Annotated in this window: 24 protein-coding genes and 1 pseudogene; 11 read left to right on the top strand and 14 right to left on the bottom strand. The window is 73.9% G+C overall.

Annotated elements, in window-relative coordinates:
• Nucleotides 1–16 precede the first annotated feature (16 nt).
• Nucleotides 17–346 (bottom strand): hypothetical protein, encoded by a 330-nt coding sequence (locus ACTWO6_RS25555; protein WP_446216315.1) that lies wholly within the window; start codon nt 344–346, stop codon nt 17–19.
• 322 nt (nt 347–668) lie between these two features.
• Here ACTWO6_RS25555 and ACTWO6_RS25550 point away from each other — a divergent pair, with 322 nt between their 5' ends.
• From ACTWO6_RS25550 to ACTWO6_RS25535, 4 genes are all read left to right on the top strand, one after another.
• Complete coding sequence (locus tag ACTWO6_RS25550; RefSeq protein WP_446216314.1) at nt 669–1,160, top strand: DUF3145 domain-containing protein; 492 nt, start codon at nt 669–671, stop codon at nt 1,158–1,160.
• A 39-nt stretch (nt 1,161–1,199) separates the two neighbouring features.
• On the top strand, nt 1,200–2,927 hold the full coding sequence (locus ACTWO6_RS25545; protein WP_446216313.1) for a glycoside hydrolase family 3 protein: 1,728 nt from the start codon (nt 1,200–1,202) through the stop codon (nt 2,925–2,927).
• 120 nt (nt 2,928–3,047) lie between these two features.
• Nucleotides 3,048–4,037, top strand: a complete 990-nt coding sequence (locus ACTWO6_RS25540) for a glycosyltransferase family 2 protein (RefSeq protein ID WP_446216312.1) — start codon at nt 3,048–3,050, stop codon at nt 4,035–4,037.
• Entirely contained in the window at nt 4,034–6,313 is a 2,280-nt protein-coding gene (locus ACTWO6_RS25535; RefSeq protein ID WP_446216311.1) for a hypothetical protein, read from the top strand. Before ACTWO6_RS25540 ends, ACTWO6_RS25535 begins: the two co-directional genes overlap by 4 nt.
• Before the next feature lie 58 nt (nt 6,314–6,371).
• Here ACTWO6_RS25535 and ACTWO6_RS25530 read toward each other — a convergent pair whose 3' ends face one another.
• The 7 genes from ACTWO6_RS25530 to ACTWO6_RS25500 all read right to left on the bottom strand — a co-directional run bounded on the left by ACTWO6_RS25530 (nt 6,372) and on the right by ACTWO6_RS25500 (nt 13,642).
• Nucleotides 6,372–7,088, bottom strand: coding sequence for a class I SAM-dependent methyltransferase (locus ACTWO6_RS25530; RefSeq protein ID WP_446216310.1), 717 nt, complete (start codon nt 7,086–7,088; stop codon nt 6,372–6,374).
• A gap of 57 nt (nt 7,089–7,145) precedes the next feature.
• Nucleotides 7,146–8,570, bottom strand: coding sequence for an acyl-CoA carboxylase subunit beta (locus tag ACTWO6_RS25525; protein WP_446216309.1), 1,425 nt, complete (start codon nt 8,568–8,570; stop codon nt 7,146–7,148).
• Between the two features lie 22 nt (nt 8,571–8,592).
• Nucleotides 8,593–9,819, bottom strand: a complete 1,227-nt coding sequence (fabF, locus tag ACTWO6_RS25520) for a beta-ketoacyl-ACP synthase II (protein WP_446216308.1) — start codon at nt 9,817–9,819, stop codon at nt 8,593–8,595.
• 2 nt (nt 9,820–9,821) lie between these two features.
• Nucleotides 9,822–10,061 carry an acyl carrier protein gene (locus ACTWO6_RS25515; RefSeq protein WP_088972559.1) on the bottom strand — a complete coding sequence of 80 codons (240 nt, stop codon included), beginning with the start codon at nt 10,059–10,061 and terminating at the stop codon, nt 9,822–9,824.
• A gap of 87 nt (nt 10,062–10,148) precedes the next feature.
• Nucleotides 10,149–11,093, bottom strand: a complete 945-nt coding sequence (locus ACTWO6_RS25510; protein ID WP_446216307.1) for a beta-ketoacyl-ACP synthase III — start codon at nt 11,091–11,093, stop codon at nt 10,149–10,151.
• The gene (locus ACTWO6_RS25505; RefSeq protein WP_446216306.1) at nt 11,093–12,262 is read right to left on the bottom strand and encodes an acyltransferase domain-containing protein; all 1,170 of its coding nucleotides are present in this window, start codon (nt 12,260–12,262) and stop codon (nt 11,093–11,095) included. Before ACTWO6_RS25505 ends, ACTWO6_RS25510 begins: the two co-directional genes overlap by 1 nt.
• Before the next feature lie 78 nt (nt 12,263–12,340).
• Nucleotides 12,341–13,642 carry a PucR family transcriptional regulator gene (locus tag ACTWO6_RS25500; protein ID WP_446216305.1) on the bottom strand — a complete coding sequence of 434 codons (1,302 nt, stop codon included), beginning with the start codon at nt 13,640–13,642 and terminating at the stop codon, nt 12,341–12,343.
• A 272-nt stretch (nt 13,643–13,914) separates the two neighbouring features.
• On the opposite strand from ACTWO6_RS25500, the pseudogene ACTWO6_RS25495 reads away from it, so the two are divergent.
• The 3 genes and pseudogenes from ACTWO6_RS25495 to ACTWO6_RS25485 all read left to right on the top strand — a co-directional run.
• Nucleotides 13,915–14,019: pseudogene (locus tag ACTWO6_RS25495) on the top strand (orotate phosphoribosyltransferase); the annotation flags it as partial.
• 228 nt (nt 14,020–14,247) lie between these two features.
• Nucleotides 14,248–14,586, top strand: coding sequence for a hypothetical protein (locus ACTWO6_RS25490; protein WP_446220760.1), 339 nt, complete (start codon nt 14,248–14,250; stop codon nt 14,584–14,586).
• A gap of 36 nt (nt 14,587–14,622) precedes the next feature.
• On the top strand, nt 14,623–15,549 hold the full coding sequence (locus tag ACTWO6_RS25485) for an NADP-dependent oxidoreductase (protein WP_446216304.1): 927 nt from the start codon (nt 14,623–14,625) through the stop codon (nt 15,547–15,549).
• 39 nt (nt 15,550–15,588) lie between these two features.
• Here ACTWO6_RS25485 and ACTWO6_RS25480 read toward each other — a convergent pair whose 3' ends face one another.
• On the bottom strand, nt 15,589–16,242 hold the full coding sequence (locus ACTWO6_RS25480) for a hypothetical protein (protein ID WP_446216303.1): 654 nt from the start codon (nt 16,240–16,242) through the stop codon (nt 15,589–15,591).
• Nucleotides 16,243–16,516: 274 nt separating this feature from the next.
• Here ACTWO6_RS25480 and ACTWO6_RS25475 point away from each other — a divergent pair, with 274 nt between their 5' ends.
• Complete coding sequence (locus ACTWO6_RS25475) at nt 16,517–17,098, top strand: copper resistance CopC family protein (protein ID WP_446216302.1); 582 nt, start codon at nt 16,517–16,519, stop codon at nt 17,096–17,098.
• 83 nt (nt 17,099–17,181) lie between these two features.
• Here the strand turns inward: ACTWO6_RS25475 and gltX are convergent, their stop codons facing one another.
• From gltX to ACTWO6_RS25460, 3 genes are all read right to left on the bottom strand, one after another.
• Nucleotides 17,182–18,552 carry a glutamate--tRNA ligase gene (gene gltX / locus ACTWO6_RS25470; RefSeq protein WP_446220759.1) on the bottom strand — a complete coding sequence of 457 codons (1,371 nt, stop codon included), beginning with the start codon at nt 18,550–18,552 and terminating at the stop codon, nt 17,182–17,184.
• 87 nt (nt 18,553–18,639) lie between these two features.
• Nucleotides 18,640–19,917, bottom strand: a complete 1,278-nt coding sequence (locus ACTWO6_RS25465) for an MFS transporter (protein ID WP_446216301.1) — start codon at nt 19,915–19,917, stop codon at nt 18,640–18,642.
• Nucleotides 19,914–21,245: a GH1 family beta-glucosidase gene (locus tag ACTWO6_RS25460; protein ID WP_446216300.1), complete on the bottom strand. Its 1,332-nt coding sequence runs from the start codon at nt 21,243–21,245 to the stop codon at nt 19,914–19,916. Before ACTWO6_RS25460 ends, ACTWO6_RS25465 begins: the two co-directional genes overlap by 4 nt.
• Before the next feature lie 187 nt (nt 21,246–21,432).
• Here ACTWO6_RS25460 and ACTWO6_RS25455 point away from each other — a divergent pair, with 187 nt between their 5' ends.
• Nucleotides 21,433–21,879, top strand: a complete 447-nt coding sequence (locus tag ACTWO6_RS25455; protein WP_089013161.1) for an SRPBCC family protein — start codon at nt 21,433–21,435, stop codon at nt 21,877–21,879.
• 160 nt (nt 21,880–22,039) lie between these two features.
• Here ACTWO6_RS25455 and aceE read toward each other — a convergent pair whose 3' ends face one another.
• Nucleotides 22,040–24,784, bottom strand: a complete 2,745-nt coding sequence (gene aceE / locus ACTWO6_RS25450; RefSeq protein ID WP_446216299.1) for a pyruvate dehydrogenase (acetyl-transferring), homodimeric type — start codon at nt 24,782–24,784, stop codon at nt 22,040–22,042.
• Between the two features lie 415 nt (nt 24,785–25,199).
• Here aceE and ACTWO6_RS25445 point away from each other — a divergent pair, with 415 nt between their 5' ends.
• On the top strand, nt 25,200–25,604 hold the full coding sequence (locus ACTWO6_RS25445; RefSeq protein WP_446216298.1) for a YjbQ family protein: 405 nt from the start codon (nt 25,200–25,202) through the stop codon (nt 25,602–25,604).
• Between the two features lie 141 nt (nt 25,605–25,745).
• Here the strand turns inward: ACTWO6_RS25445 and ACTWO6_RS25440 are convergent, their stop codons facing one another.
• Nucleotides 25,746–25,895: a hypothetical protein gene (locus tag ACTWO6_RS25440; protein ID WP_446216297.1), complete on the bottom strand. Its 150-nt coding sequence runs from the start codon at nt 25,893–25,895 to the stop codon at nt 25,746–25,748.
• Nucleotides 25,896–26,029: 134 nt separating this feature from the next.
• Between ACTWO6_RS25440 and ACTWO6_RS25435 the strand changes: the two genes are divergently transcribed.
• Complete coding sequence (locus ACTWO6_RS25435) at nt 26,030–26,512, top strand: MarR family winged helix-turn-helix transcriptional regulator (RefSeq protein ID WP_446216296.1); 483 nt, start codon at nt 26,030–26,032, stop codon at nt 26,510–26,512.
• Nucleotides 26,513–26,563: the final 51 nt, after the last annotated feature.

Below are 26,563 nucleotides of genomic sequence, written 5' to 3'. Positions count from 1 at the left end.
GACGCGGGTGAGGGACTCAGCCCTCGAAGACACCGGCCGCGACGAGACGCTTCTCGGTGGCGTCCCAGCCGTGGCCCGGGTGAGCGGCGGCGAGGCCGTTGATCTCAGCCCGGATCTTGGCGGCGTGACCGGCGGCGGCCAGCACCCGGATCTCCTCGACGAAGGCCTCGGAGTCGGTGCGCAGGTGCGCCGTCTTGCCGTTGGTCAGGTTCCGCACGTAGGCGTGCTTGCCGCCGTTGAGCGGGATGACGTACTTGAACTCGCCCAGCACGCTGAGTGCGCCACCCTGGCCAGCCTGGCCGGCCCGGACTGACGCGCGCGCGGTCTTAGAGGTGTTGCTCGCCACGGAGGTACTCCTTGCAGACGTACGGGAGGACTTAAACGTCCGGGGGCTGTTGCGGGTGACGCCCGGATGAGCCTCGGCCCGCGAAGATGTGCGGCGGCACAGAACCGCCCATGAAACTGTACACGACCGCGACACCTGGCTGGTCATCGCGCCGTCATGGTGGTCAACCGGGTCACCCGGCCGGCTATTCCGACCCGATCCCGTCGCCGAATTTTCCGATTCGCTGGCGCACCACCCGTCACAGGGTCATCATGTGTTGCAGAGGCCACTCGGGTGGACGAGGTCGTAGGGGAAGACGCACCTCGCTCTCCGGGAGGTCACCGTGCCAACGCGTGGCGTCGTATACGTCCACTCGACCCCGCTCGCCGTGTGCTCACACGTCGAGTGGGCGATCGCGCGCGTCCTCACCGCGCCGGCCAACCTGCAGTGGACGGCTCAGCCCGTCGACCCCGGCGCCCGCCGCGCCGAGTGCGGGTGGACCGGCAGCCCGGGGACGGGCGCCGAGCTGGCTGCTGCCCTCCGGCAGTGGCCCATGATCCGTTTCGAGGTCACCGAGGAGCCCAGCCCCGGCGCCGACGGCGAGCGGTTCATGTACGTCCCGGGGCGGGGCCTGTTCCGGGCCACGGTCGGCGCGGCCGGCGACATTCAGCTCGGCGAGGACCGGCTGCGCAGCATCATGGCGTCCGCCCGCGCCCCGGAGGCCCTCGCGCACGCCTTGGACAAGGCGCTCGGCACCGCCTGGGACGCCGAGCTGGAGCCCTACCGGTACGCCGGCGACGGTGCGCCGGTGACGCTGCTCACCCGAGTCGGTTGACCGAAGGTCAAGTTGCCCGATACGCGGTGAACTGGTGGGATGGGCCGCGTGTCGACCATCCCTCGACGTACCTTCGTCGCGCTCGCCGCACTGACCGCGCTGCTCGTCTCCGGGTGCGCGAAAGAGCCGGCACCGCGTCCCGCCGCGCCGCCGAGCCCCTCCTCGTCGGCCGCCCCCACTCCCACCCCGACCGCCGCCGACCCGGCCGCCCGGGCCGCGGCCCTGGTCCGGACGCTCGCCGACGAGGACCTGGTCGGCCAGGTGCTGATGCCGTACGCGTACGGCAGCTCCGCCACCAAGGTCTCGCCCGCGTCGGCCGCCGGCAACCGGTCCCTCGCCGGGGTCGACACCCCGGCGGAGATGGTGGCGAAGTACCGGCTGGGTGGGGTGATCCTGGTCGGCTTCAGCGCCGACGACCCCACCTCCGGCAACCAGGCCACCACCAACGTCGACAATCCAAAGCAGGTCCGGGAGCTGACCACCGGGCTGCGGGAGGCCGCCGGGAAGCTCCCCGCCGGGCCGGCCCCCTTCCTGATCGGCACCGACCAGGAGTACGGCGTGGTCACCCGGATCACCGACGGGGTGACCCTGCTGCCCAGCCCCCTCGCCGCCGGGGCGGCCGGGAAGCCGGCGCTCACCGAGGCGGCCTGGCGGGCCGCCGGCGCGGAGCTCGCCGCGATGGGGATCAACCTCGACTTCGCCCCGGTCGCCGACGTGCTGGCCACCCGGAGCACCGTGATCGGCTCCCGCTCCTTCGGCGCCGACCCGGCCAACGCCTCCGCCCAGGTCGCCGGCGCGGTGCGGGGCCTGCAGGCCGAGGGGGTGGCGGCCAGCGTCAAGCACTTCCCCGGGCACGGCCTGAGCGCCACCGACTCGCACAAGGACCTGCCGGTGATCGGCCAGTCCCGCGAGGTGCTCGACCGGACGGCGTTCCCGCCGTTCCGCGCCGGCATCGACGCCGGCGCCATGGCGGTCATGTCGGCCCACCTCGACGTGCGGGCCGTCGACCCGGGCACCCCGGCCACCTTCTCCCGCAAGCTCCTCACGGACGTGCTGCGCGGCCAGCTCGGCTTCCAGGGCGTGGTGATCACCGACGGGATGAACATGCCGCCGGCCAAGCGCTGGTCGCCCGGCGAGGCGGCGGTGCGGGCCCTCGCCGCGGGCAACGACCTCATCCTGATGACCCCGAACGTGGGCCAGGCGTACGACGGGCTGCTCGCCGCGCTCCGTGACGGCTCGCTGCCCCGGGCCCGGCTGCTGGAGGCGGCCACCCGGGTGCTCACCATGAAGTTCAAGCTGGCCGACCGGCCGACCCCGGAGCTGTCCGGACTCAACAGCGCCGACCACCGGAAGGCGGCGGCCGACCTGGCCGCGGCGGCGGTCACCGTGCTGCGCGGCCGGTGCGGCGGCCCGGTGGCCGGGCCGGTCACCGTCACCTCCTCCGGCGGGCGGGACCGGACCCGGGCGACGCTGACCGAGGCGCTCACCGCGGCCGGGGTGAAGGTGGTGCCGAGCGGCGGCACGGTCGTCCACCTCGTCGGGTACGGCGACGGCGCGGACGACCTGCGCGCCGACGCGGCGGTGACGGTGGCCATGGACACCCCGTACGTGCTGGCCGCCGCGAAGTCGCCGACGCTGCTGGCCACCTACTCGTCCAGCCGGGCGTCGATGACCGCGCTGGCCGGGGTGCTCGCCGGCAAGGCCCGACCGGGCGGCCGGTCGCCGGTCCCGGTGACCGGGCTGCCCGCCACCACCTGCGGCGCCTGACCGGCGGCCGCCGCTCCCGCCCGTCGGGCCGGTGGTCGACCCGCGACGGGCCGAGCGGAGGTGGCCCGACTGGTAGCGTTCGGGCCGTCCGCCACCACAGGGAACGGAGGGTCGAGCGCCGTGACGCGACCGGAGCCGGCACTCTCCGTGGTGGTGCCGATGTTCAACGAGGAGAGCGTCCTGCCGCTGCTGGTCCAGCGGTTGCGCGGCGTGCTCGACGGTCTCGGCGAGGCGTACGAGGTGGTGGCGGTCGACGACGGCAGCACCGACGGCACCCTCGCCGGGCTGACCGCCCTGCGCGCCGGCTGGCCGGAGCTGCGGGTGCTGCGGCTGCGCCGCAACAGCGGCCACCAGGCGGCCCTGGTCGCCGGGCTGCTCCGCGCCCGCGGCGGACACGTGGTCAGCATCGACGCCGACCTGCAGGACCCGCCCGAGGTGATCGTCGAGATGCTCCGCCGGGCGCGCGCCGACGAGCTGGACATCGTCTACGGCGTCCGGGCCGACCGGAGCCGGGACAGCGCGTTCAAACGGTGGACCGCGGCCGGCTACTACCGGCTCATGCGGCGGCTGGTCGGCAAGCAGGTGCCCGCCCAGGCCGGTGACTTCCGGCTGCTCAGCCGGGCCGCCGTGGAGGCGCTGCGGGAGCTGCCCGAGCGCAGCCCGGTGCTCCGCCTGGTGGTGCCCTGGCTCGGCTTCCCCAGCGGGGAGGTCGGCTACGAGCGGCAGGAACGCGCCGCCGGGCGGACCAAGTACCCGCTGTCCCGGATGGCCGGCCTGGCCGCGGAGAGCGTCACCAGCTTCTCCGCCGCACCCCTGCGGGTGGCCACCTGGCTGGGGCTGGCCGGGGTGGCCGTCTGCGGGGTGCTGGTGGTGGTGGCGGTGCTCGCCTGGTTCGCCGGCGCGACGGTGACCGGCTGGCCGTCGCTCTACGTGGCGATCCTCTTCCTCGGCGCGGTGCAACTGCTCTGTCTCGGCCTGCTCGGCGAGTACGTCGCCCGGATCTACACGGCGGTGCAGGGCCGGCCCGCGTACTTCGTGGCCAGCGACAGCGCCGCCGGGCCGGCGGTTCCCGGCCGGGACGTCGTCGAGCTGGCCGACACGCTGCGGTGACCACGCTCGCCACCGGGGGCGCCGCCCCGCCGACCCTCGGTCCGCGCCGCCGTCCGGCCGCCGCCCGGTTCGCCCCGGCCCTCGCCGGCTACGCGTTCGTCGCGGTCGTCCTGCTCAGCGCCGGCACGCCCGCGCCCGACCTGGCCCGCTGGACGGCGTACGCGCTGCTGGCCGTGCTGCTGCCCGGGACCCTGGTGTTCCGCGCGCTGCGCCGCCGGCCGCACACCCTGGTCGAGGACCTGGCGATGGGCGCGGCCGTCGGGCTGGTACTGGAGCTGGCCGCCTGGGCGGCGTTCACCGCCGTCGGGGCGCCCGGCTGGCTGCGCCTCTGGCCGCTGGCGGTGCTGGCGCCGTTCGCCGCCGTGCCGGGCCTGCGCCGGCACTGGCGGGTCCGCTACGCCACCGCCGCCCCCGCCGGTTGGGCCTGGGCGCTGACCGGGGTGGTCGCCGGCTTCACGCTCTACGTGTACGAGTCGTTCCTGGCCGTCAACCCGGTGCTCCCCACCGACGAGGGGCAGGCGCAGTACATCGACCTGGCGTTCCAGCTCTCCCTCGCCGGGGCGGCCACCCACCAGGTGCCGCTGGAGGTGCCGCAGGTGGCCGGGGAGCCGCTGCACTACCACTGGTTCGGCTTCGCCCACCTGGCGGCGACCAGCCTGGTCAGCGGGGTCGACCTGCCGACGGTCTTCTTCCGGCTCGCCGTGCCGGCGCTCTGCGCGCTCGCCGCCGTGCTGGTCGCCGTGGTCGGCTGGCGGATCACCGGCCGGCCGTACGCCGGGGTGGTCGCCGCGGGGCTGATGTTCACCGTCGGCGAGTTCGGCTTCGAGAACGGGTGGCGGCAGCTCTTCGGCACCCAGGCCACCTTCATCGTCTGGGGCAGCCCGTCGATGACGTACAGCTGGGTGCTGCTGCTGCCGCTGATCGCGGCGCTCGGGGAGATCGTCGGGCGGGCCCGCGGGGTGGCCGTGCCCCCGCTCGGGCGCGGCGCCTGGGTGCTCGCGGCGCTCTTCCTGGTCGCCTCCACCGGCGCGAAGGCCAGCACGGTGCCGGTGGTGCTGGCCGCGCTCGCGTTCACCGCCGCGCTGCTGCTGGCGGTCCGCCGTCGGCTGCCCCGCGCGGTGCTCGTCGCCGCCGGGCTGGCCCTCGCGGCGCAGGTCTTCGCCACGGCCGTGCTCTTCGCCTTCGAGAGCCACGGGGTGACCGTCGACCCGTTCTCCGGGCTGCGGACGTACCTGCCCGAGGGGCGCTCCGCCGGGGTCACCGTGGTGCTCTGGGCGGCGGTCTTCCTGGCCTTCCTGCTCAGCCTCCAGCTCCGGCTGGCCGGCGTGCCGGCGCTGCTGCGGGTGCGCCGCGGGCGGCTGGAGCCGGTGCAGCTCCTCCTGCTCGGCGGCGCGCTCGCCGGGCCGGCCATCTACCTGCTGGTCGGCCACCCCGGCAGCAGCAACCAGTACTTCACCCGGACCGGCTTCGCCTTCGGCGTGCTCCTCTCCGCCTGGGGCTGGGTCGAGGTGGCCGACCGGGCCGCCCTGGCGGCGCGGGGACGGCTGCTGCTCGGGGTGGGCACCGCCGGGTTCGCGGTGCTGCTGACCGCGGTTCAGCTCGGCTCCGCGGCCAGCACGCCAGCGACCCCCGCGTACGCCCCGGTGCTGTCGCTGCTCTGCTGGGCCGCCGCCCTGACGGTGGTGGCGCTGCTGGTCGCCCTGTGCTGGCCGGCGCTGGTCGGGCGCTGGCCCGGGCTGGCCGGCCGGGGCGGGCTGCTGCTGCTCACCGCCGTGCTGGCCGCCGGCGCGCCCGGCCTGGTGATGGACGCGGCCGCCGCCCGCAAGCAGCCCAACGGCGGGGCGTACCCGGTGGTGCCGATGCCCGCCTCCCGGGTCGAGGCGGCCCGCTGGGTCCACGCGCACAGCGACCCGGACGACGTGGTCGCCACCAACGTGCACTGCCGGGCCGTGGTGGACGGCTGGTGCGACGCCCGCACGTTCTGGCTGAGCGGCTACGCCGAGCGCGCGGTGCTGGTGGAGGGGTGGGCGTTCGCGCCCCGGATGGTCGGCCTGCCCGAGGGCCCGTACGCCCCCTTCTGGGACGCCGATCGGCTGCGCGCCAACGACGCCGCCTTCACCGCCCCGACGGCCGTCGGGCTGGCCGCCCTCCGCGATCGGTACGGGGTGCGCTGGCTGGTGGTCGACCGGGCCGTCGCACCGGAGTCGCCGACCCTGCGTACCCTGGCCGACCTGCGTTTCGAGAGCTCCCGGACGGCCGTCTACCGGCTGCGTTGACCCCCGGTCGGCCCGATCGTCGCGCCATGCTCGGGGCTGGCGAGCCGGGCGTTCCGGCTCAGCCCGCGGCCGGACGGTGGGCGCGCAGCATCAGCGAGACGCCGGGGAGCGACTTCACCGGCAGGTACCGCTCGGCGGTGATGATCGTGCGCAGCCCGAGGTTGACCACCGGGTGCAGGTCGTCCAGATCGCTGCCGGTGGACTTCCGCCGCCGCCAGGCGGCCACCGGGCGGAGCACCACGTTCCAGCTCCACAGCTCGTCGACGACCAGGCCGGCCTTCTCCACCACGGCGCGCAGCGAGGCGCGGTCGTAGCGGCGGACGTGCCCGACCGCCACGTCGTGCACGGACCAGAGCCGCATGTCGCACGGCACCGCGATCAGCGCCGTACCGCCGGGGCGCAGGGTGCGCCGGATCTCGGCGGCGGCGAGGTGGTCCTCGTCGAAGTGCTCCAGGATGTCGAAGGCGACCACCAGGCCCAGGCTGGCCGAGGGGATCGGCAGGTGGCGGGCGTCGGCCCGGATCACGTCCAGGCCGCGTTCCCGGGCCACCCCGGCGCCCTCCGCGCTGTACTCCAGGGCCACCGGCCGCCAGCCGTGCGCCCGCAGCACCCGGGTGTTGCCGCCGCCGGCCGCCCCGATGTCCAGCGCCCGCTCCGGTCGCGTCCCGGCCGCGGCCAGCCGGCGCAGCGCCCGACCCAGCAGGGCCCGCCGCTCCCGGTACCACCAGTGGGTGTCCTCGAGCGCGGCGAGCTTGCGGATCTCGGTCGCTTCCACGCCGCAGACGGTAACAGGGCCCCTCCGTGCCGGAGGGGCCCTGTTAGCACGCCGTCGTTACAGCGGGATGTTGCCGTGCGCGCCCCGGGCGGCCGGAGCCGCGGCCAGCGCCTCGGCGATCCGGCGCCGGGTCTCCTCCGGCTTGATCACGTCGTCCACCACGCCGATCTCCAGCGCCCGGTTCACGCCACCGGCGACCCGGATCTGCTCCTCGATCAGCTGGGCGCGCAGCGCCTCCCGCTCCTCGGCGGGGGCGGCGGCCAGCTTCTTGCGGTGCAGGATGTTGACCGCCGCGCTGGCGCCCATGACCGCGACCTCCGCGTTCGGCCAGGCGAAGACCGCGGTGGCGCCGAGCGACCGCGAGTTCATCGCGATGTACGCGCCGCCGTACGCCTTGCGGGTCACCAGCGTCACCCGCGGCACCACCGCCTCGGCGAAGGCGTGCAGCAGCTTCGCGCCGCGCCGGACCACGCCGTCCCACTCCTGGCCCAGGCCGGGCAGGTAGCCGGGGACGTCGACCAGCACGATCAGCGGCACCCCGAGCGAGTCGCACATCCGCACGAACCGGGCCGCCTTCTCGGCGCTCGACGCGTCCAGGCAGCCACCCAGCCGCAGCGGGTTGTTGGCGATCACGCCGACCGTCCGGCCGGCGAACCGGCCGAGCGTGGTGACCACGTTCGGCGCCCACTTGGCGTGCAGCTCCACGCCCGGGGCGTCGAGCAGCGCCTTGACCACCGGCTTCACGTCGTACGCCCGGTTGGTCTCGGCCGGCATCTTGGCGGCCAGGTCGTGCCCCTCGGTCGCGCCGGCCGGCACGTCGTCGGGGGAGAGCCGGCCCTGGCGACCCAGCAGCGCGGCGAGCTTGCGCGACTCGACCATCGCCGCCTCGTCGTCGGCGCAGGTCACGTGCACCACGCCGGAGCGCCGGCCGTGCGGCTCGGGGCCGCCCAGGCGCTCCATGTCGACCTGCTCGCCGGTGACGCTGCGGACCACCTCGGGGCCGGTGACGAAGATCCGGCCGGCGCCGCTCATCACCACGATGTCGGTCAGCGCCGGGCCGTACGCGGCGCCACCGGCGGCCGGGCCGAGCACCACGGAGATCTGCGGCACCCGGCCGGAGGCCCGGACCATGGCCGCGAAGACCTGCCCGACGGCGTCGAGCGCGACCACGCCCTCGGCCAGCCGGGCACCGCCGGAGTGCCAGAGCCCGAGCACCGGCACCCGCTCCCGGACGGCCGTGTCGATCGCGTCGACGATGTGCCGGCACCCGTCGGTGCCCATCGCGCCGCCCATCTTGGTGGCGTCGGTGGCGTACGCGATCGCCGGCGTCCCGTCGATCTCGCCCCGGGCCCACAGCACGCCGGAGGCGTCCCGCGGCGCGAGCAGGCGCAGCGAGCCGGCGTCGAACAGGGCCCGGAGCCGGACCTCGGGATCCCGATAGTCCACTGTCGAGCTGTCCGCGCTCACGGCGGTCGTGGTCACTTGTGCCTCCAAGGCTGTGGTCTCAGGCCCGCGTGAAGACGAGAGCCACGTTGTGACCGCCGAAGCCGAACGCGTTGTTCAGCGCGGCGGGGATCTCCAGGTGGCGCGCCTTGTGGGCGGCCACGTCCATGGTCAGGCCATCGTCCGGGTCGTCCAGGTTGATCGTCGGCGGGGCGACCCCGTCGCGGATGGCCAGGATGGTGGCGATCGACTCCAGCGCGCCGGCCGCGCCGAGCAGGTGCCCGGTCATCGACTTGGTGGCGGAGAGCACCGGGTGATCACCGAGCGCCTTGCGCAGCGCACCGATCTCCAGCATGTCGCCCACCGGGGTCGAGGTGGCGTGCGCGTTGACGTGCATGATGTCCGTCTTCGCGACGTCCGCGTCGGCGATCGCCTTCGCGATCGCCCGGATCGCGCCCTCGCCCTCGGCGTGCGGCTGCACGATGTCGTACGCGTCGGAGGTGATGCCGGCGCCGGCGAGGCGTGCGTACACCCGGGCACCGCGCGCGGCCGCGTGGTCGGCGCGCTCCAGGATCACGACGCCCGCGCCCTCACCGAGCACGAAGCCGTCCCGGCCCTTGTCCCACGGACGGGAGGCCTTCTCCGGCTCGTCGTTGCGGGTCGACATGGCCCGCATCGAGGCGAAGCCGGCGATCGGCAGCGGGTGGATGACCGCCTCGGTGCCGCCGGCCACCACCACGTCGGCCCGGCCGGCCCGGATCAGGTCCAGGCCGAGCGAGATGGCCTCCGCGCCCGTCGCGCAGGCGCTGGCCACCGAGTGCACGCCGGCCTTGGCGCCCAACTCCAGCCCGACCCAGGCGGCCGGACCGTTCGGCATCAGCATCGGCACCGTGTGCGGGGAGACCCGCCGCGGCCCGGACGCCTCCAGGATGTCGTCCTGGGCGAGCAGGGTGGTGGCGCCGCCGATGCCGGAGCCGACGCTGACCGCCAGCCGCTCCGGGTCCAGCCCGGAGTCGGCCAGGCCGGCGTCGGCCCAGGCCTGCTGCGCCGCGATGATCGCGATCGCCTCGGACCGGTCCAGCCGGCGCAGCTTGACGCGGTCCAGCACCTCGGACGGGTCCACCGCGAGCTGGGCGGCGATCCGGACGGAAAGTTGCCCGGCCCACTCCTGGGTGAGCGCACTCACCCCGGAGCGGCCGGCGAGCATGGCGTCCCAGGTCGACGCGACGTCCCCGCCGAGCGGGGTCGTCGCGCCGAGCCCGGTGACGACGACGTCGGGGCGACTCATGATCAGGACTGCGCCGCGATGTAGCTGACGGCGTCCCCGACGGTCTTGAGGTTCTGCACCTCGTTGTCCGGGATCTTGACGCCGAACTTCTCCTCGGCCGCCACCACGACCTCCACCATGGAGAGGGAGTCGACGTCGAGGTCGTCGGTGAAGGACTTCCCCTCGGCCACGTCGTCCGGGTTCACCCCGGCAACCTCTTCGAGGATCTCGGCGAGGCCGGCGGTGATCTCGTCACGGGTCATTGCGGTTGGTTCCTCTCATCGGGGGTTCACTCGACGGCCGGCGATGCCGGTCGTCACTCCTGGGCGCGGGCGCGCCCGAGGGAGTCTTCAGGGGCAGCGGACGACCTGACCGGCGTAGGTCAGGCCGCCGCCGAAGCCGAACAGCAGCACCGGGGCGCCCGCGGGCACCTCCCGCCGCTCGACCAGCTTGGACAGGGCCAGCGGCACGCTCGCCGCCGAGGTGTTGCCGGACTCGACGATGTCCTTGGCGATGATCGCGTCCGGGATGTTCAGCCGCTTGGCGATGCCGTCGATGATCCGGGCGTTGGCCTGGTGCGGCACGAACGCGGCCAGCTCCGACGGCGCCACCCCGGCCTTCTCGCAGGCCTGCAGCGCCAGCGGCGCCAGCGCGGTGGTGGCCCAGCGGAAGACCGCCTGCCCCTCCTGCGCGATGTACGGCCGCCAGCCCTCGATGCGGACCGCGTCGCTCTTCTCCGGCACCGAGCCCCAGACCACCGGGCCGACCCCGGCCGGCTCGCCCTCGGCGGCGGCGGTCACCACGGCCGCGCCCGCGCCGTCACCGAAGATGATGCAGGTGGAGCGGTCGGTCCAGTCGGTGAAGTCGGAGAGCTTCTCCGCGCCGATGACGATCGCGTTGCGCGCCGCCCCGGCCCGGATCGCGTGGTCGACGGTGCCGAGGGCGTACGCGAAGCCGGAGCAGGCGGTGTTGATGTCGTACGCGGCCGGGGCGGTGATGCCCAGCTTGGCGGCGACCCGGCAGGCCACGTTCGGGCTGCGGTCGACCGAGGTGCAGGTGGCGACCACGACGAGGTCGATGTCGGCGGCGGTGAGGCCGGAGTTGGCCAGCGCCTTCCCGGCGGCGGCGGTGGCCATGTCGGCCACCGTCTCGTCCCCGGCGATCCGCCGGGTGACGATGCCGACCCGGTCCCGGATCCACTCGTCGTTGGTGTCCACGAGCTGGGCGAGGTCGTCGTTGGTCACCACCCGGGACGGCTGGTAGTGCCCCATCGAGACGATCCGACTGCCTGCCATTAGTGCTGTCCTCCGATGCGGGCGAGCGGCTGGCCCGGGGCGACCGGGTCGTCGTGGTGGGCGAGCCACTCGGTGAGCAGTCCGCTGTCGTGCGCGGTCACCTCGACCGGCCCCTGCCGGGTGGCGACGTGACCGATGACCTGGCCGACGCGCAGGTCCGCGCCCTCGGCCAGCTCGACGGCCGGCTCGAAGGTGCCGGCGGCGGGGGCGACCACCACCCGGAACTGGATCACCGGCTCGTGGCCGCCCAGGCCGCTGTGCCGGGCGATCAGGTCCCGCGCGGCGGGCAGGTCGTCGGGGGTGTTCAGGGTGACGATCTCGGGGACGCCGCTGGCCTTCAGCTCCCGCTTGACCAGGCCGGCCAGGGTGCCGGCCGGGGGCAGCTCGATCACCCCGGTGACGCCGAGATCGGCCAGGGTGCGCATGCACAGGTCCCAGCGGACCGGCGCGGTCACCTGCCGGACCAGCCGCTGCACCATCTCCCGGCCGTGGTTGACCGCCGAGCCGTCGAGGTTGGAGAGCAGGATCCGGGCCGGGTCGGTCGGGGTGATCCCGGCGGCGACGCCAGCCAACGCGGCCTCGGCCGGGGCCATGTACGGCGTGTGGAAGGCGCCGGCCACCTGGAGCCGGATCACCCGGGTCTTCGCCGGCGGCTCGGCGGCCAGCTTCTCCAGCCCGTCCACCGCGCCGGCGGCGACGACCTGGCCGGCGCCGTTGCGGTTGGCCGGGTGCAGCCCTTGCGCCTCGATCGCGGCGAGCACCTCGTCCGGGTCGCCGCCGAGCACGGCGGCCATTCCGGTGGGTTCCAGCGCGCAGGCGGCGGCCATCTCCCGGCCGCGTACGCCGGCGAGGGTGATCGCCGCCTCGGCGGGCAGCACCCCGGCGAGCGCCGCGGCGCCCAGCTCACCGACGCTGTGCCCGGCGGTCACCGCGACGTCGTACATCGGCAGGTGCTCGGCGGCGAGCAGCGCGGCGGCGACGAGCAGCGGCTGGGTGCGGGCGGTGTCCTTGATCTCCTCGGCGTCGGCCTTCGTGCCGAGGTGGACCAGGTCGACGCCGGCCAGCGCGGACCACCAGCGCAGACGCGCCTCGGAGCCGGTCAGGTCGAGCCAAGGGGTCAGGAAGCCGGGTTTCTGGGAACCCTGGCCGGGCGAGAGTACGGCGAGCACGCTTATGACTCTGACTGATACTCGTGGGTCGCGCTGTAACGGGCGACACCAAACCGCACTAGAACCTTTGGAGGGTTCCTACAAAAATCGGCGGTGATCATCACCCGCCTGTGACGTTTTCCTGACGCCTGGGGCCATTGTCTGGGTCGGGACGGGTGCGACTCCCGGGACGACCGGGTCCAGCCGGCCCACGGTCAGCGCCACCTGGAGGGCGAACGCGTCGCGGGGCGCCAGCGGTGAGAAGCCGGTCACCTCCGCGATCCGTTTCAGCCGGTAGCGCACGGTGTTCGGGTGCACGAAGAGCGCCCGGGCGGCACTCTCCAGCGTGCCCCCGGCGGCGTGGAAGGCGTCCAGCGTCTCCAGCAGCTCGCCTCCGGCCCGGACCAGCGTGGCGTACACGTCGTGCCGGAGCCGGCGGCGGGCCTCCGCGTCGCCGGCCAGGGCCCGCTCGGGCAGCAGGTCGGCGGCGGGCACCGGGCGTGGCGCGGTCGGCCAGGCCGGGGCCGCGCGGAACCCGGCCAGCGCGGCCCGCGCCGAGTCCGTCGCCTCGTCCAGACTCGGTACGGCCGGACCGACCACCACCGGCCCGTCGCCGAACGCCGTGAGCAGCTTCTCCGTCGCGGCCATCGGGTCGGGCGCCCCGCCGAGCACGATGACCAGCCGGTCGCCGTGCACGCCGCCGATCACCTCCACCCCGATCCGCCGGGCCTGCCGGTAGACGGTGTGCAGCACGGCGGCCACCTCGCCGCCGGGGGAGCGGCCCACCGCCACCGCCACCGGCGGCGCGTCCGTCCAGCCCAGCGCGGCCGCCCGGCTGGCCAGCACGTCCGGCGAGTCGCCGCGCAGCAGGGCGTCCACCAGCAGGGCCTGCAACCGCGCGTCCCACGAGCCCCGGGACTCGGCGGCCCGGGCGTAGACCCGGGCGGCGGCGAAGGCGATCTCCCGGGAGAAGCGCAGCACCGCCTCGCGCAGCTGCTGCTCCTCGCCCTTCGCGGCCAGGTGCGACACCTGCTCCTCGACCACGTCAATGGTGACCTTGATCAGCGCCACGGTCTGCTGGAGGCTGATCGAGCGGGCGAGGGCCTGCGGGGCGGTGGCGAAGACCTCGTCGGAGACCTCCTGGGTGCTGTCCGCGGTGCCGCCGCCGGACTGCAGCCACTGCACCAGCGACCGGGCGCCCGCCTGGGCGACCAGCATGACCCAGGAGCGCTGGTCCGCCGGCAGCTCCCGGAACCAGGGCAGCGTCTCGTCCATCCGGGCGACGCTGGCGGTCGCCAGCGCCCCCGCCGCCCGTTCGATCCGGCGCAGGGTGGCCGACAGGTCGCTACCGCCCGGCTCGCTCACCGGTCCAGCCTGACATGCCCTGACCAGGGGCTGCACACCGAGGGGGCCGCCGGCCGGGACGCGCTCGACGCGGGGCGGGGGCTCCGCCAGAATGATCTTCCGTGACCGACCACGACCTCGCCGCGCTGGCCCGCGACATCGACGCCGCCTCCCGACTCACCGGACGCTTCGTGCTCCGCTCCGGCACCGTCGCCGACGAGTACTTCGACAAGTACCGGTTCGAGGCCGACCCCACGCTGCTGGACCGGGTCGCCGCCGGGCTGGCCGGGCTGGTCCCGCCCGGCACGGAGGTGCTCGCCGGCCTCGAGATGGGTGGCATCCCCGTGGTCACCGCGCTGGCCCGGCACGTGGGGCTGCCCTGCGGGTTCGTCCGCAAGACGGCGAAGGCGTACGGGACCGCCCGGCTGGCCGAGGGAGCCGACGTCGCCGGCCGGCGCGTGCTCGTGGTGGAGGACGTCGTCACCTCCGGCGGTCCGAGCCGTCGGACGATCTCCACCGCGCGCCGGTCCGAGCCGCCGGATGATCTCCACCGCGCGCCGATCCGGTACGCGGCGCACAGCCCGTCAGCCCCGGCCAGTACGGTGTCAGGGCACGTCGGGGCGACCTGCCCGGCGGGCGATGGCGAGCGTGAGGAGACCGGGATGGCGCATGGGGAGGCCGAGCACGGCTGCGCCCAGGGCGAGCCCTGCCGGCTGGGCCACCACGAACAGCCGGCGTCCCCCAAGCACCCTCGCCGGCTGGGCGGCGTGACGCATCAGGGGGAGCCGACGGCCGGGCGCGGGCCCGACCGCGTCGACGACGACCCGCCCGCCCCGCGCCAGCGCGGGCCCGAGCCGGCCGAGCTGGCCGCGCCCGAGCCCGCCCCCGCCCAGGGCTGCCGCAGCGACCTGTCCGGCTGGGCCGGGGCGCACCGGCACGGCGCGGTCCGGCCCCGCAACCGGACGCTCCGCCGGGAACGACCGCCGCACCGCTGGTGCTGACCCCGCCGCCGCTCTGCGGAGGCTAGCGTGAGCAGGGTGAGGGCGATCGCGATCGACGCGTACGGCTCGGGCGACCAGCTCACCCTGCGGGACCTGCCGGAGCCGCCGGTCGGCCCGGACACCGTGCTGGTGCGGGTGCACGCCGCCGGGGTGAACCCGGTCGACTGGAAGGTCCGCGAGGGCCATCTGGCCGGCGCCATGCCGCACCACTTCCCGCTGGTGCCCGGCTGGGACGCCGCCGGCGTGGTGGCCGCCGTCGGCCCGGCGGTGGCCGGCTTCGCCGTCGGGGACGAGGTCATCGGGTACGTCCGGCGCGACGACGTCCAGCACGGCACGTACGCCGAGCTGGTGCCCGCCCCGGAACGGACGCTGGCCGACAAGCCGGTACAGGCGTCCTGGGCCGAGGCCGGTGGCCTGCCGCTGGCCGGGTTGACCGCGTACCAGGCCTTGCAGCTGGCCCGGACCGGCGCCGGGGACACCGTCCTGGTGCACGGCGCGTCGGGCGGGGTGGGGCACCTGGCCGTGCAGGTGGCCCGGGCGCTCGGCGCCGACCGGGTGATCGGCACCGCGAGCGAGGCCAACCACGACTTCGTCCGCTCGCTCGGCGCTGAGCCGGTGGCCTACGGCGACGGCCTGCTGGACCGGGTCCGCGCCGTCGCGCCCGACGGGGTGGACGTGGCGCTGGACCTCTTCGGCGGCGAGGCGCTGGAGGTCTCCGCCGAGCTGCTGAACCGGCCCGCCCGACTGATCTCCACCGCCGACCCGGAGCACGTCACCCACCTCGGCGGCAGCTACCTCTTCGTCAAGCCGTCCACCGACGACCTGGGCGTGCTGGCCGGGCTGGTCGACGCCGGCCGGCTCACCGTGCAGGTGGCCCGGACGTTCCCGCTCGCCGAGGCCGCCGAGGCGCAGCGGCTGGTGGAGGCGGGGCACGTCCGGGGCAAGGTGGTGCTGGAGGTCTGAGCGGGGGCCGGAGCCCCCGTCCGGTCGTCGGCGGGCCGCTCAGCGGGTGCGGCGCCGGATCAGCAGCGCGATGCCGGCGAGGCCGGTCGTGATGACCAGCACCACTCCGACGTTGAGCAGCAGCAGCCGCTGGAGCTCGCCCATCGCGTCGTCGATGTCCTGCACCGGGTTCAGCGAGTCCTCCGGGATGACCCGCTCGCCGCCGCCCACGCCGCCGCTGACCGTGTCGAACTGCCGCTCCAGCGGCACCCCGACGCTGCGCAGCGTCTCGGACATGTTGAGCCGGCCGAAGAACCAGCCGGCCGGGGTCTTGCTCAGGTCGGGCTGCTTGGCCGGCCGGTAGACCCGGGGGCCGCCCTTGGCCAGCGGGTAGAGGTCGTACGTCCGCGTCGGCCTGCCCCCGGCGAGCACCACGACCGTGTACTTCGGACCGAGGTTCTTCGCCTCCGGTCCGCGCTGCCGGCCGGTACGGCCGAGCCAGCTCACCTGGTCGACGACGGCGGCGACCTCGGTGGGTCGGGTGTCGGCGCGCAGCCGCAGCGGCTGGCCGAGCCGGTCGCCGGTGATGTCCACTCCGGCGGGTGCCGGCTTGGGCGCCGCCGCGTGGGCCGTGGCGGCGAGCGTCAGCGAGCAGGCCGTCGCTATCAGTGCACCCGTCACCGCGGCCAGCAGCCGCCTCACCTTCCGGACCATCGCCGCCTCCTCGCCCCGTTCGATGGATGGCTTTCGCTGCAGGTCACACGTTGATCGGCCGACGTGGTGGTCATGCCCACGGATCGGGTGCCCACCTCAAAGACTCCGCAGAACGTCGCTCGGTTGCAGCTGTTGGGAAAGTATTTGGAACTATCTGCGATCTGGGGCCGACTAACGAGCGGCTGTTGATCAGCGGGCGGATCGTACCTTTGCGGAGGGGTTCATGGGGGGCAGCGTGGCACGCGCGGCACGTACCTGGCTAGCGGTTCTCGGCGTGGCGATCGGTCTGTCGGTGCTGCTGCCGGCCACCCCGGCGGCGGCACACAACTCGTTGACCGGCAGCGACCCGCGGAACGGGGCGCGGCTGGCCGCCGCGCCGAAGCGGATCGAGCTCCGCTTCCTCGCCACCCCGGCCCCCGCTACGACGAAGATCACAGTCACCGGACCGGACAACGTGCCGGCGGCGGGCGGCGCGCCGACGTTCACCGGCAACCGGGTGAGCGTGCCGTTCAAGCCCGGCGCGGCCGGCCTCTACATCGTCGGCTACCGGGTCGGGTCGACCGACGGCCACCCGGTGACCGGCGAGATCCGCTTCACTCTCACCACCGGCACGCCGGCCGAGCCGCCGTCGGCGACTACCACCGCCACCAGCGCCGCTTCGGCCAGCGCCCCGCCGACCGGTGCAGGGGCCAGCTCGGCCGCCGTCCCGGCGAGCCCGCCGGCGAGCCCCACGCTCGCCGCCGACCGCCGCTCCGACGACGGCGGATCGGGCTGGCTCTGGGCGCTCGGCGCCGTCGCGCTGCTCGCGCTGCTCGGCGGGGCGTTCCTGCTCCGCCGCCGCGTCGCGCGCGGCTGACCGCCGCGGTGTGCCGAGGGCGCCTGCCACGCCGTACGACGAAGGGCCCGCCGGACGACCGGCGGGCCCTTCGGAGATCGGGGTCAGACCAGGCGGATCCGGGCGGCGCGCAGCCGGGTCAGGGCCCGCTCCCGGCCGAGCACCTCCAGGGACTCGAAGAGCGGCAGCCCGACGGTGCGGCCGGTGACCGCGACCCGGACCGGTGCCTGGGCCTTGCCCAGCTTCAGGCCACGCTCCGCGCCGACCGCCTCCAGGCTGGACTTGAGCGACTCCGCGTCCCAGGACTCCAGCGCGTCGAAGGCGGCGATCGCGGCGTCGAGCAGGTCGGCCGCGCCCTCCTTCATCGCCTTCGCCCAGGCCGCCTCGTCGATCAGCGGGTCGGCCAGGAAGAGGAAGTCGACGTTCGGCACGATCTCGCTGAGCACCGCGATCCGGGTCTGGGCCAGCGGCGCCACCGCGGCGAACGCGGCCGGGTCGAACTCCTCCGGCTGCCAGGGCGGCGGGGCGATGGTGCCGGTGCCGGTCAGCCACGGCTGGCACGCGTCGATGAACTCCTCGACCGGCAGCGCCCGGATGTACTCCCCGTTGAAGGCGCGCAGCTTCTTCTCGTCGAAGAACGCGGGGGAGGGGTTCACCTCCTCCAGCCGGAACTCCTCCTCGATGACCGACCAGGGCACGATCTCCCGGTCGCCGGAGGGCGCCCAGCCGAGCAGCATCAGGTAGTTGCGCATCGCGCCGGCCAGGTAACCCTCGTCCCGGTACGCCTCCAGGGCGACCTTGTCGCGCCGCTTGGAGAGCTTCTGCCGCTTCTCGTTGACCACCACCGGCACGTGCGCCCAGATCGGCGGCTTGACCCCGAGCGCGTCCCAGAGGAGCTGCTGCTTCGGCGTGTTGGGCAGGTGCTCCTCGGCCCGGATCACGTGCGTGATCCCCATGGTCATGTCGTCGACCACGTTGGCCAGCAGGAAGACCGGCGAGCCGTCGCCGCGGGCGATCACGAAGTCCTCGATCAGCTTGTTCTCGAAGGTCGGCTCGCCGCGGATCAGGTCGACCACCACGGTCTCGCCCTCGTCCGGCGTACGGAAGCGCAGCGCCCGCCCCGGGCCGGGCTCCAGCCCGCGGTCCCGGCAGAAGCCGTCGTAGCCCTGGTACTGCGAGCCGGTCCGCGCCTGCACGTCCTCGCGGGTGCAGTCGCAGTAGTACGCCCGGCCGGCGTCGAAGAGCCGCTGGGCGGCGGCCCGGTGCTCCCCGGCGTACGACGACTGGAAGTACGGGCCCTCGTAGCTGCCCCGCTCGATGCCGATCCAGTCCAGCGCCGACAGGATGCCCTCGGTCCATTCAGGCTTGTTGCGGGCCGCGTCGGTGTCCTCGATGCGGAGCACGAACACCCCGCCCTGCTGCTTGGCGTAGATCCAGTTCTGCAGGGCCGAGCGGGCGCCGCCGACGTGGAACATACCGGTCGGGGAAGGGGCGAAGCGTACACGTACCGTCACGTCCCCCAGCCTACGGCCGGCCGCGACCGCTTTCCGCCAGGGGGCCGGTCAGGGCACCGAACGGATCTTGAGGACCAGGGCGCTGCCGAGCAGGGTGACCGCCGCGGTGACCGCGTAGAGCGTCGGATAGCCGCCCAGGTGCACCACGATCGGGGCGGAGATGACCGGCCCGAGCACCTGCGGCGCCGAGTTCGCGATGTTGATCACGCCGAGGTCCTTGGCCCGGTCGGTGGCCGTCGGCAGCACCTGGGTGATCAGCGCCGCGTCCACCGCCAGGTAGACGCCGTAGCCGGCGCCGAGCAGCAGCGCGGCGGCCACCGCCATCGGCCAGACCGGCGCCACGGCGAGCAGCAGCGCCGCCACCGCCATGATCACGCCGGAGGTGATCACGAAGACCTTGCGCCGGCCGGACCGGTCCGACAGCCGGCCGGCGACCACGGCGGTGAGCATCATGCCGAGCGTGTAGAGCAGGATCAGCACCAGCAGCGCGCCCTCGGGGTCGGGGTGGCGCACCCCGTCGGTGAGGAAGTACAGCAGGTAGAGGGTGCCCAGCGCGTTGCCGGTCTGCACCAGGAACCGGGTGAACCAGGCCCAGGCGAAGTCCGGGTGCCGGCGCGGGCTGATCCACATCGAGGCGAGCAGCGCGCGCAGCCGCAGCGCCGGCCGGTGCTCCCGGGGCAGCGGGTCGTCGGCGGTGAGCAGCGCGAACGGCAGCGACAGCAGCAGCATCGCCACGGCGATCGCCGCGTACCCGGCGGCGTTGCCGGTGACCAGCGCGGTGACCAGCACCGCCCCGACCACCAGGCCGAGCGCCTGGGGGATGCCCACCCAGCCGGAGACACCGCCGCGCTGGGCGACCGGCACCCGGTCCGGGATGGCGGCGGTCAGGCTGGCCAGCATCGCGTTGAAGCAGACCTGCGCGGCGACCCAGCCGAGCGCCACCCCGGCGATGGTGTCCTGCCGGGCCAGCAGCACCAGCGCGAGGGCGCCGAGCACCGCGCCGGAGGCGGTCCAGACGTGCCGGCGACCCAGGTGCCGGCTGGCCAGCCGGATCACCGTCCGGTCGGACAGCGCCCCGGCGAGCGGGTTGGCCAGCACCGCGGCGAGCGCGCCCAGCCCGGTGACGACCGCGAGCATCGCCTCCTTGTCGCCCGGCGCGATCCGCTCCACCTGCTGCGGGAGCAGCACCTGGATGGGGGTGAAGAAGGCCATCCAGACGCCGAGGTTGGCCGCGAAGATCAGCGCGATCCAGCTCCGCCGGACCGGCACGGTCGGTTCGGCGAGCGCCGCCGGCAGCGAGGTCGGCGTCGGGTTCACGGTGGTCACGGCTTGATCACCTGGTCGCGCAGCCAGGCGTACGAGGACTTCGGGGTACGCGCCTGGCTGGCGTAGTCGACGTGCACCAGGCCGAACCGTTTGGTGAATCCCTCCGCCCACTCCCAGTTGTCCAGCAGCGACCAGACGAAGTACCCGGTCACGTCGACGCCCTCGTCGATCGCGGCCCGCACGGCGCGCAGGTGCCCGTCCAGGTAGGCGATCCGCTCGGGGTCGTCGACCCGGCCGTCGGCGTCCGGCAGGTCGTCGTACGCGCAGCCGCTCTCGGTGACCTGGATCGGCGGCAGCGCGTCGCCGTACCTGTCCCGGAGGCCGACGAGCAGGTCGCGCAGCCCGTCCGGGACGACCGGCCAGTCGAAGGCGGTCCGCGGGTAGCCCTCCAGCGGGACGATCTCGAAGGGCAGGGGCGAGTCCTCCTCGGCCGCCCGGATGCCGGTCGGGTTGTAGTAGTTCACCCCGAGCACGTCGATCGGGGCGGCGATCACGGCCAGGTCCCCGTCGCGGACCACGCCCGGGTCGAGGCCCGGCCCGTCGGGATAGCCGAGGCCGAGCAGCGGGTCGGTGAAGAGTCGGTTGTGCAGCGCGTCGTACGCCGCCCCGGCGGCCCGGTCGGCGTCGGTGTCGCCGGCCAGCCGCACCGGCGAGTAGTTGTTCGCGATCGCCACCGGGCTGGTGCTGCGCGCCCGCAGCGCCGACACCGCGAGGCCGTGCCCGAGCAGTTGGTGGTGGGCCACCGGGAAGGCGTCGAAGAGCAGCATCCGGCCCGGAGCGTGCACGCCCATGCCGTGCCCGAGGCTCATGTGGATGAACGGCTCGTTCAGGGTGATCCAGAGCTTCACCCGGTCGCCGAGGCGGGCGGCGACCAGGTCGGCGTACTCGGCGAAGCAGGCGGCGGTGTCCCGGTTGAGCCAGCCGCCGGCGTCCTCCACGGCCTGCGGCAGGTCCCAGTGGAAGAGGGTGGCGACCGGGTCGACACCGTGGCCGAGCAGTTCGTCCACCAGCCGTTCGTAGAAGTCCAGCCCGGCGGGGTTGGCCGCCCCGGCCCCGGTGGGCTGCACGCGTGGCCAGGCGATCGAGAACCGGTACGCGGAGACCCCGAGCCCGGCCAGCAGCGCGACGTCCTCGGCGTACCGGTGGTAGTGGTCGCAGGCGACGTCGCCGGTGCTGCCGTCGGCGATCCGGCCGGGGGAGTGGGCGAAGGTGTCCCAGATGGACGGTCCGCGGCCGTCGGCGTCGACCGCGCCCTCGATCTGGTAGGCGGCGGTGGACGCCCCCCAGCGGAACCCGGTGGGGAACTCCGGCATCGGCGCGCTCGTCATTCGCCCTCCCAGAAACGCGAAGCGTGTTCGGGACTCTAGGGCGCGAGCCGCTGATGCGCCATAGGCCGGAGAGCGCCGGTGGCGCAAGGGTCTTCGGCGTGTCTTTTCCGAACCCGTCCGGCTAAGTCCGAATTACCGCATACAGTCGGAATATCGCGGATGTGTCCTTAGTGGGGGAAAGACAGAAATGATCCTCGTGGAGCGCAGTGCGCACGTGATGGCGCCGGTGGAAGCGGTCTGGGACGTCGTACAGCGGGCCGAGCAGTTGCCGGCCTGGCTGGCGGGGGTTCGCGCGGCGGAGGTCCTCTCGGGGGAGGGCTTCGGCCGGCGCCAGTTGGTCCAGGCCGGGCGCGGCGCGGCGCACGAGGCCGAGGTGATCGCCTACCAGGAGCCGACCCTGATCGGGTGGCGCGAGCGGGCCAAGGGCGCTGGCGCCCGGGCCGAGGCGCGTACCGAGATCTACGTACAGCTGACCCCGGACGAGGAGGAGGGCGGGACGATCGTGCGGCTCATCGTCGTACGGTGGCCCGCCGGGCCGGTGAAGGCCGCCCTGCTCCGGCTCGGCCTGCGTCGGGTCGGCGCCGACCTGGAGGACTCGCTGGCCCGACTGACCGACCTGGCCGCCGTCGGCTGACGGGCCCCGTCCCGGCGTCGCCCGCGATGGTGATGGTCCGGCGTCCCCGCCAGGCACGCCGGACCGTCCTGCCCCTCGTCAACCACTACAACCACATGATCGACGGGGGAAGGCGAAGGGCCCGGCGCGGGAGTGCGCCGGGCCCTTCGTTGCGTACGACTCAGCTGTCGCCGCCGGTCTCGCCGACCGGGGCGGCGTTGACATCCTCCAGCGCGTACTTCTTGGCGGCCTCGGCCGGGACGTTGGCCGGCACCGCGCCGCGGAGCGCGAGCTGCCGCAGCGTGGCGACCGTCACCGACTCGGCGTCGACGTGGAAGTGCCGGCGCAGCGCGTGCCGGGTGTCCGACATGCCGAAGCCGTCGGTGCCGAGCGAGGTGTAGTCACCGGGCACCCAGCGGGCGATCAGGTCGGGCACCGCGCGCATCCAGTCGCTGACCGCGACCTTCGGCCCGTCGGCGTCGGCCAGCTTCTGCTGGATGTACGGCACCCGCTGCTCGCCGCCCGGGTTGAGCAGGTTGTGCTCCTCGCACTCCACCGCGTCCCGGCGCAGCTCGGTCCAGGAGGTCACCGACCAGACGTCGGCGGCCACCCCCCAGTCCTCGGCGAGCACCTCCTGCGCCCTGAGCGCCCACTGCATGCCGGTGCCGGAGGCCAGGATGTTCGCCTTCGGCGCGTCCCCGTCCACCTTCGGCGCGGGGGAGTAGCGGTAGATGCCCTTGAGGATGCCCTCGGCGTCCACGCCCTCCGGCTCGGCCGGCTGGAAGATCGGCTCGTTGTAGACGGTGAGGTAGTAGAAGATGTTCTCCTGCGCCTCGCCGTACATCCGGTGCAGGCCGTTCTCCATGATGTGCGCGATCTCGAACGCGAACGCCGGGTCGTACGCGACCACCGCCGGGTTGGTGGCGGCGATCAGCAGCGAGTGGCCGTCCTCGTGCTGGAGGCCCTCACCGTTGAGCGTGGTCCGGCCGGCGGTCGCGCCGAGCAGGAAGCCCCGCGCCATCTGGTCCGCCGCCGCCCAGAGCCCGTCGCCGGTCCGCTGGAAGCCGAACATCGAGTAGAAGATGTACATCGGGATCATCGGCTCGCCGTGCGTGGCGTACGAGCTGCCGGCCGCGGTGAACGAGGCGACCGAGCCGGCCTCGTTGATCCCCTCGTGCAGGATCTGCCCGCCGATGGCCTCCTTGTACGACAGGAACAGCTCCCGGTCCACCGAGGTGTACCGCTGGCCGTGCGGCGAGTAGATCTTCGCCGTCGGGAAGAGCGAGTCCATGCCGAAGGTGCGGGCCTCGTCCGGGATGATCGGCACCCAGCGCTTGCCGAACTCCTTGTCCTTCATCACGTCCTTGAGCAGGCGGACGAAGGCCATCGTGGTGGCCACCTTCTGCTTGCCCGAGCCGCGCTTGACGTCGGAGAACCGCTCGGTGCCCGGGATCTGCAGCCGCTTGCCGGTGGTCCGCCGGGACGGCAGGTACCCGCCGAGCTGCTGGCGCCGCTCCTTGAGGTACTGGATCTCGTCCGACTTCTCGCCCGGGTTGTAGTACGGCGGGAGGTAGGGGTTCTCCTCCAGCTGCTTGTCCGGGATGTCCAGGTAGAGCCGGTCACGGAAGAGCTTCAGGTCCTCCAGCGTCAGCTTCTTCATCTGGTGGGTGGCGTTGCGGGCCTCGAAGTGCGAGCCCAGCGTCCAGCCCTTGATCGTCTTGGCCAGGATCACCGTCGGCTGACCGGTGTGCTCCATCGCCGCCTTGTAGGCCGCGTAGAGCTTGCGGTAGTCGTGCCCACCCCGCTTGAGGTTCCAGATCTCGTCGTCGCTCAGGTGCTCGACCATCTTGCGGGTCCGCGGGTCGCGGCCGAAGAAGTGCTCCCGGACGTACGCCCCGGACTCCGCCTTGTAGGTCTGGTAGTCACCGTCGGGCGTGGTGTTCATCAGGTTGACCAGCGCGCCGTCGGTGTCCGCCGCGAGCAGCGGGTCCCACTCCCGGCCCCAGACCACCTTGATCACGTTCCAGCCGGCGCCCCGGAAGAACGCCTCCAGCTCCTGCATGACCTTGCCGTTGCCGCGGACCGGGCCGTCCAGCCGCTGCAGGTTGCAGTTGATCACGAAGGTGAGGTTGTCCAGCTCCTCGCGGGCGGCCACCCCGATCGCGCCCAGCGACTCGACCTCGTCCATCTCGCCGTCGCCGAGGAACGCCCAGACGTGCTGCTGGGAGGTGTCCTTGATGCCCCGGTGCTGCAGGTAGCGGTTGAACCGGGCCTGGTAGATCGCGTTGATCGGGCCGAGGCCCATCGAGACGGTGGGGAACTCCCAGAAGTCCGGCATCAGCCGCGGGTGCGGGTACGACGGCAGTCCGCCGCCCGGGTGCGACAGCTCCTGCCGGAACCCGTCGAGCTGGTCCTCGCTGAGCCGCCCCTCCATGTAGGCCCGCGCGTACATGCCGGGGGAGGCGTGACCCTGGTAGAAGATGTGGTCGCCGCCGCCCGGGTGGTCCTTGCCCCGGAAGAAGTGGTTGAAGCCCACCTCGTAGAGCGACGCCGAGCTGGCGAAGGTGGAGATGTGCCCGCCGACGCTGATCTCCGGACGCTGCGCCCGGTGCACCAGCATGGCGGCGTTCCACCGGATGTAGGCCCGGATCCGCCGCTCGATGTGCTCGTCACCCGGGAACCACGGCTCGCGCTCCGGCGCGATGGAGTTGATGTAGTCGGTGGTGGTCAGGGACGGCACCCCGACCTGGCGCTCGCGGGCCCGCTCCAGCAGGCGCAGCATGACGTACCGGGCGCGCTTGGTTCCGCGCTCGTCGATGACACCGTCAAGTGACTCGACCCATTCGCCGGTCTCTTCAGGGTCGATGTCCGGAAGCTGGCTCGGCAGACCAGCGGTGATCACCGGGCGCTTGCGTTCCGTAGCCACAGGCGTTCCCTCGGTTGTGTGTGGGATAGGTCTCTAGCGCCATCCTGCCCCCTGGTGGCGCTCGTCGTCACGTCTCCCTCCCCCAGACGCGACGCTGAACACAGGTACCCGTCGGTAACTTTGAGCGATCCTCGAGCGCGCTACGCCGGCCAGGTGGTTCCGCCCGGCTACCCCTGCCGGCATGCGGCGACGGCCGGTGGCGGTGGGCGGGGCGATGGCGGCGGCCGGAGTGGTCCTCCTGGCGTTCGCCGTCGTACCTGTCGTACACGCCGCCGCGGCCGGATGCCGGGTTGGGCTCGGTGGATCCGCCGTACGACTGCGGCGGCCGCAGCGGTGGTGACCACGGCGGCAGCGGCGGTGGCGACTGTGGCGGGAGCGGCGGCGGTTCCTGAGCCGCTGCGGCAGAATGCGCCCTATGCGCAGTGAGGTGATCACCGTCCAGACCGGGTCCCGGCCGACCGTCCGGGACATCACCGCCGAGGCCGAGCGGTTCGTCTCCGGTCAGGGCGACGGCCTGCTGCACGTCTTCGTGCCGCACGCCACCGCGGGGCTGGCGGTGATCGAGACCGGGTCCGGCTCCGACGACGACCTGCTGCGGGCGATCGACGACCTGCTTCCCGCCGACGACCGCTGGCGGCACCGACACGGCTCACCCGGTCACGGGCGCGACCACGTGCTCCCGGCGTTCGTCCCGCCGTACGCGACCCTGCCGGTGGTCGACGGGCGGCTGGCGCTCGGCACCTGGCAGTCGATCTGCCTGGTCGACACCAACGGCGACAACCCCAGCCGGAAGGTCCGCTTCTCCTTTCTCCCGGGCTGACGGGCCCGGTACGGCCGGTCGGGATGTCCGGTGCTCGGCACACCCCGACCTGCCGCGAGTGGTGTTGACCGGTCCGGCCGGACCGGTCAGGGCCGGGCGGTCTCCGCCTCGACCGTGTCCCGGCCCGCGTCGCCGTCCGCCTCAGGGCTGAGCGAGCGGGCGGCCCTCACCGCGGCCCTCCTCCTGCTCGGCGCCCTCTCCGCCCACCGGGCCACCCACCCCGCCCCGCCCAGGCCGGTTGACCACGAAGTTGCTGTCGGCGACCCCGGCGGGTCGGAGCAACAACTTCATGATCAACGGGCTGGTGGGCGGGCTGGGCGGGGTCAGGCGGTGGTGAGGGCGAGGTTGGTTACGCCCGAGGCAATCGCGTGAGCTGCTCAATGGTGGAGCTAGTCAACTATCGACTGGCAAGTAGCATGTGAGGCATGGCGCAACCCACCGTTCCCACCGCCGGCCCCGACGCGGGCGACCGCTCCGGCCTGGCCGGGGACGCGGTGCGCCGGATCATGCACATCGCCTCCGCGATCCGGCACTACCAGGACGAGGAGATCTCCGACCTGGGTCTCACCCCGGCCGTCGCCCGGGCGCTGCACGAGCTGGACCCGGACCGGCCGCTGCCCGCCCGGGACCTCGCCGAGCAGCTGCGCTGCGACCGCTCCAACGTCACCGGCCTGGTCGACAAGCTGGAGCAGGCCGGCCTGGTGGAGCGGCGGGTCGACCCCGCCGACCGGCGGCAGAAGACGCTGGTGGTGACCGACGCCGGCCGGCGGATGCGGGACCGGGTGCACCAGGTGATGTCCGATTCGCGACTGCTCGGCGGGCTCACCACCGACGAGCTGGCCGCCCTTCGTGAGCTGGTCTGGAAGGTCTCCGACGGCGGTTGCCCGGAGCAGTGCGGCACCGAGTGACGCCCGGCGGGCGGATCGTGTCCGAGTGGGCGCGACGCCCCTTCGTCGGTA

The organism is Micromonospora sp. IBHARD004 (genome assembly GCF_052814115.1).
Note: the sequence above shows the minus strand (reverse complement) of the source record. Positions and strands in the feature narration are given on the sequence as shown.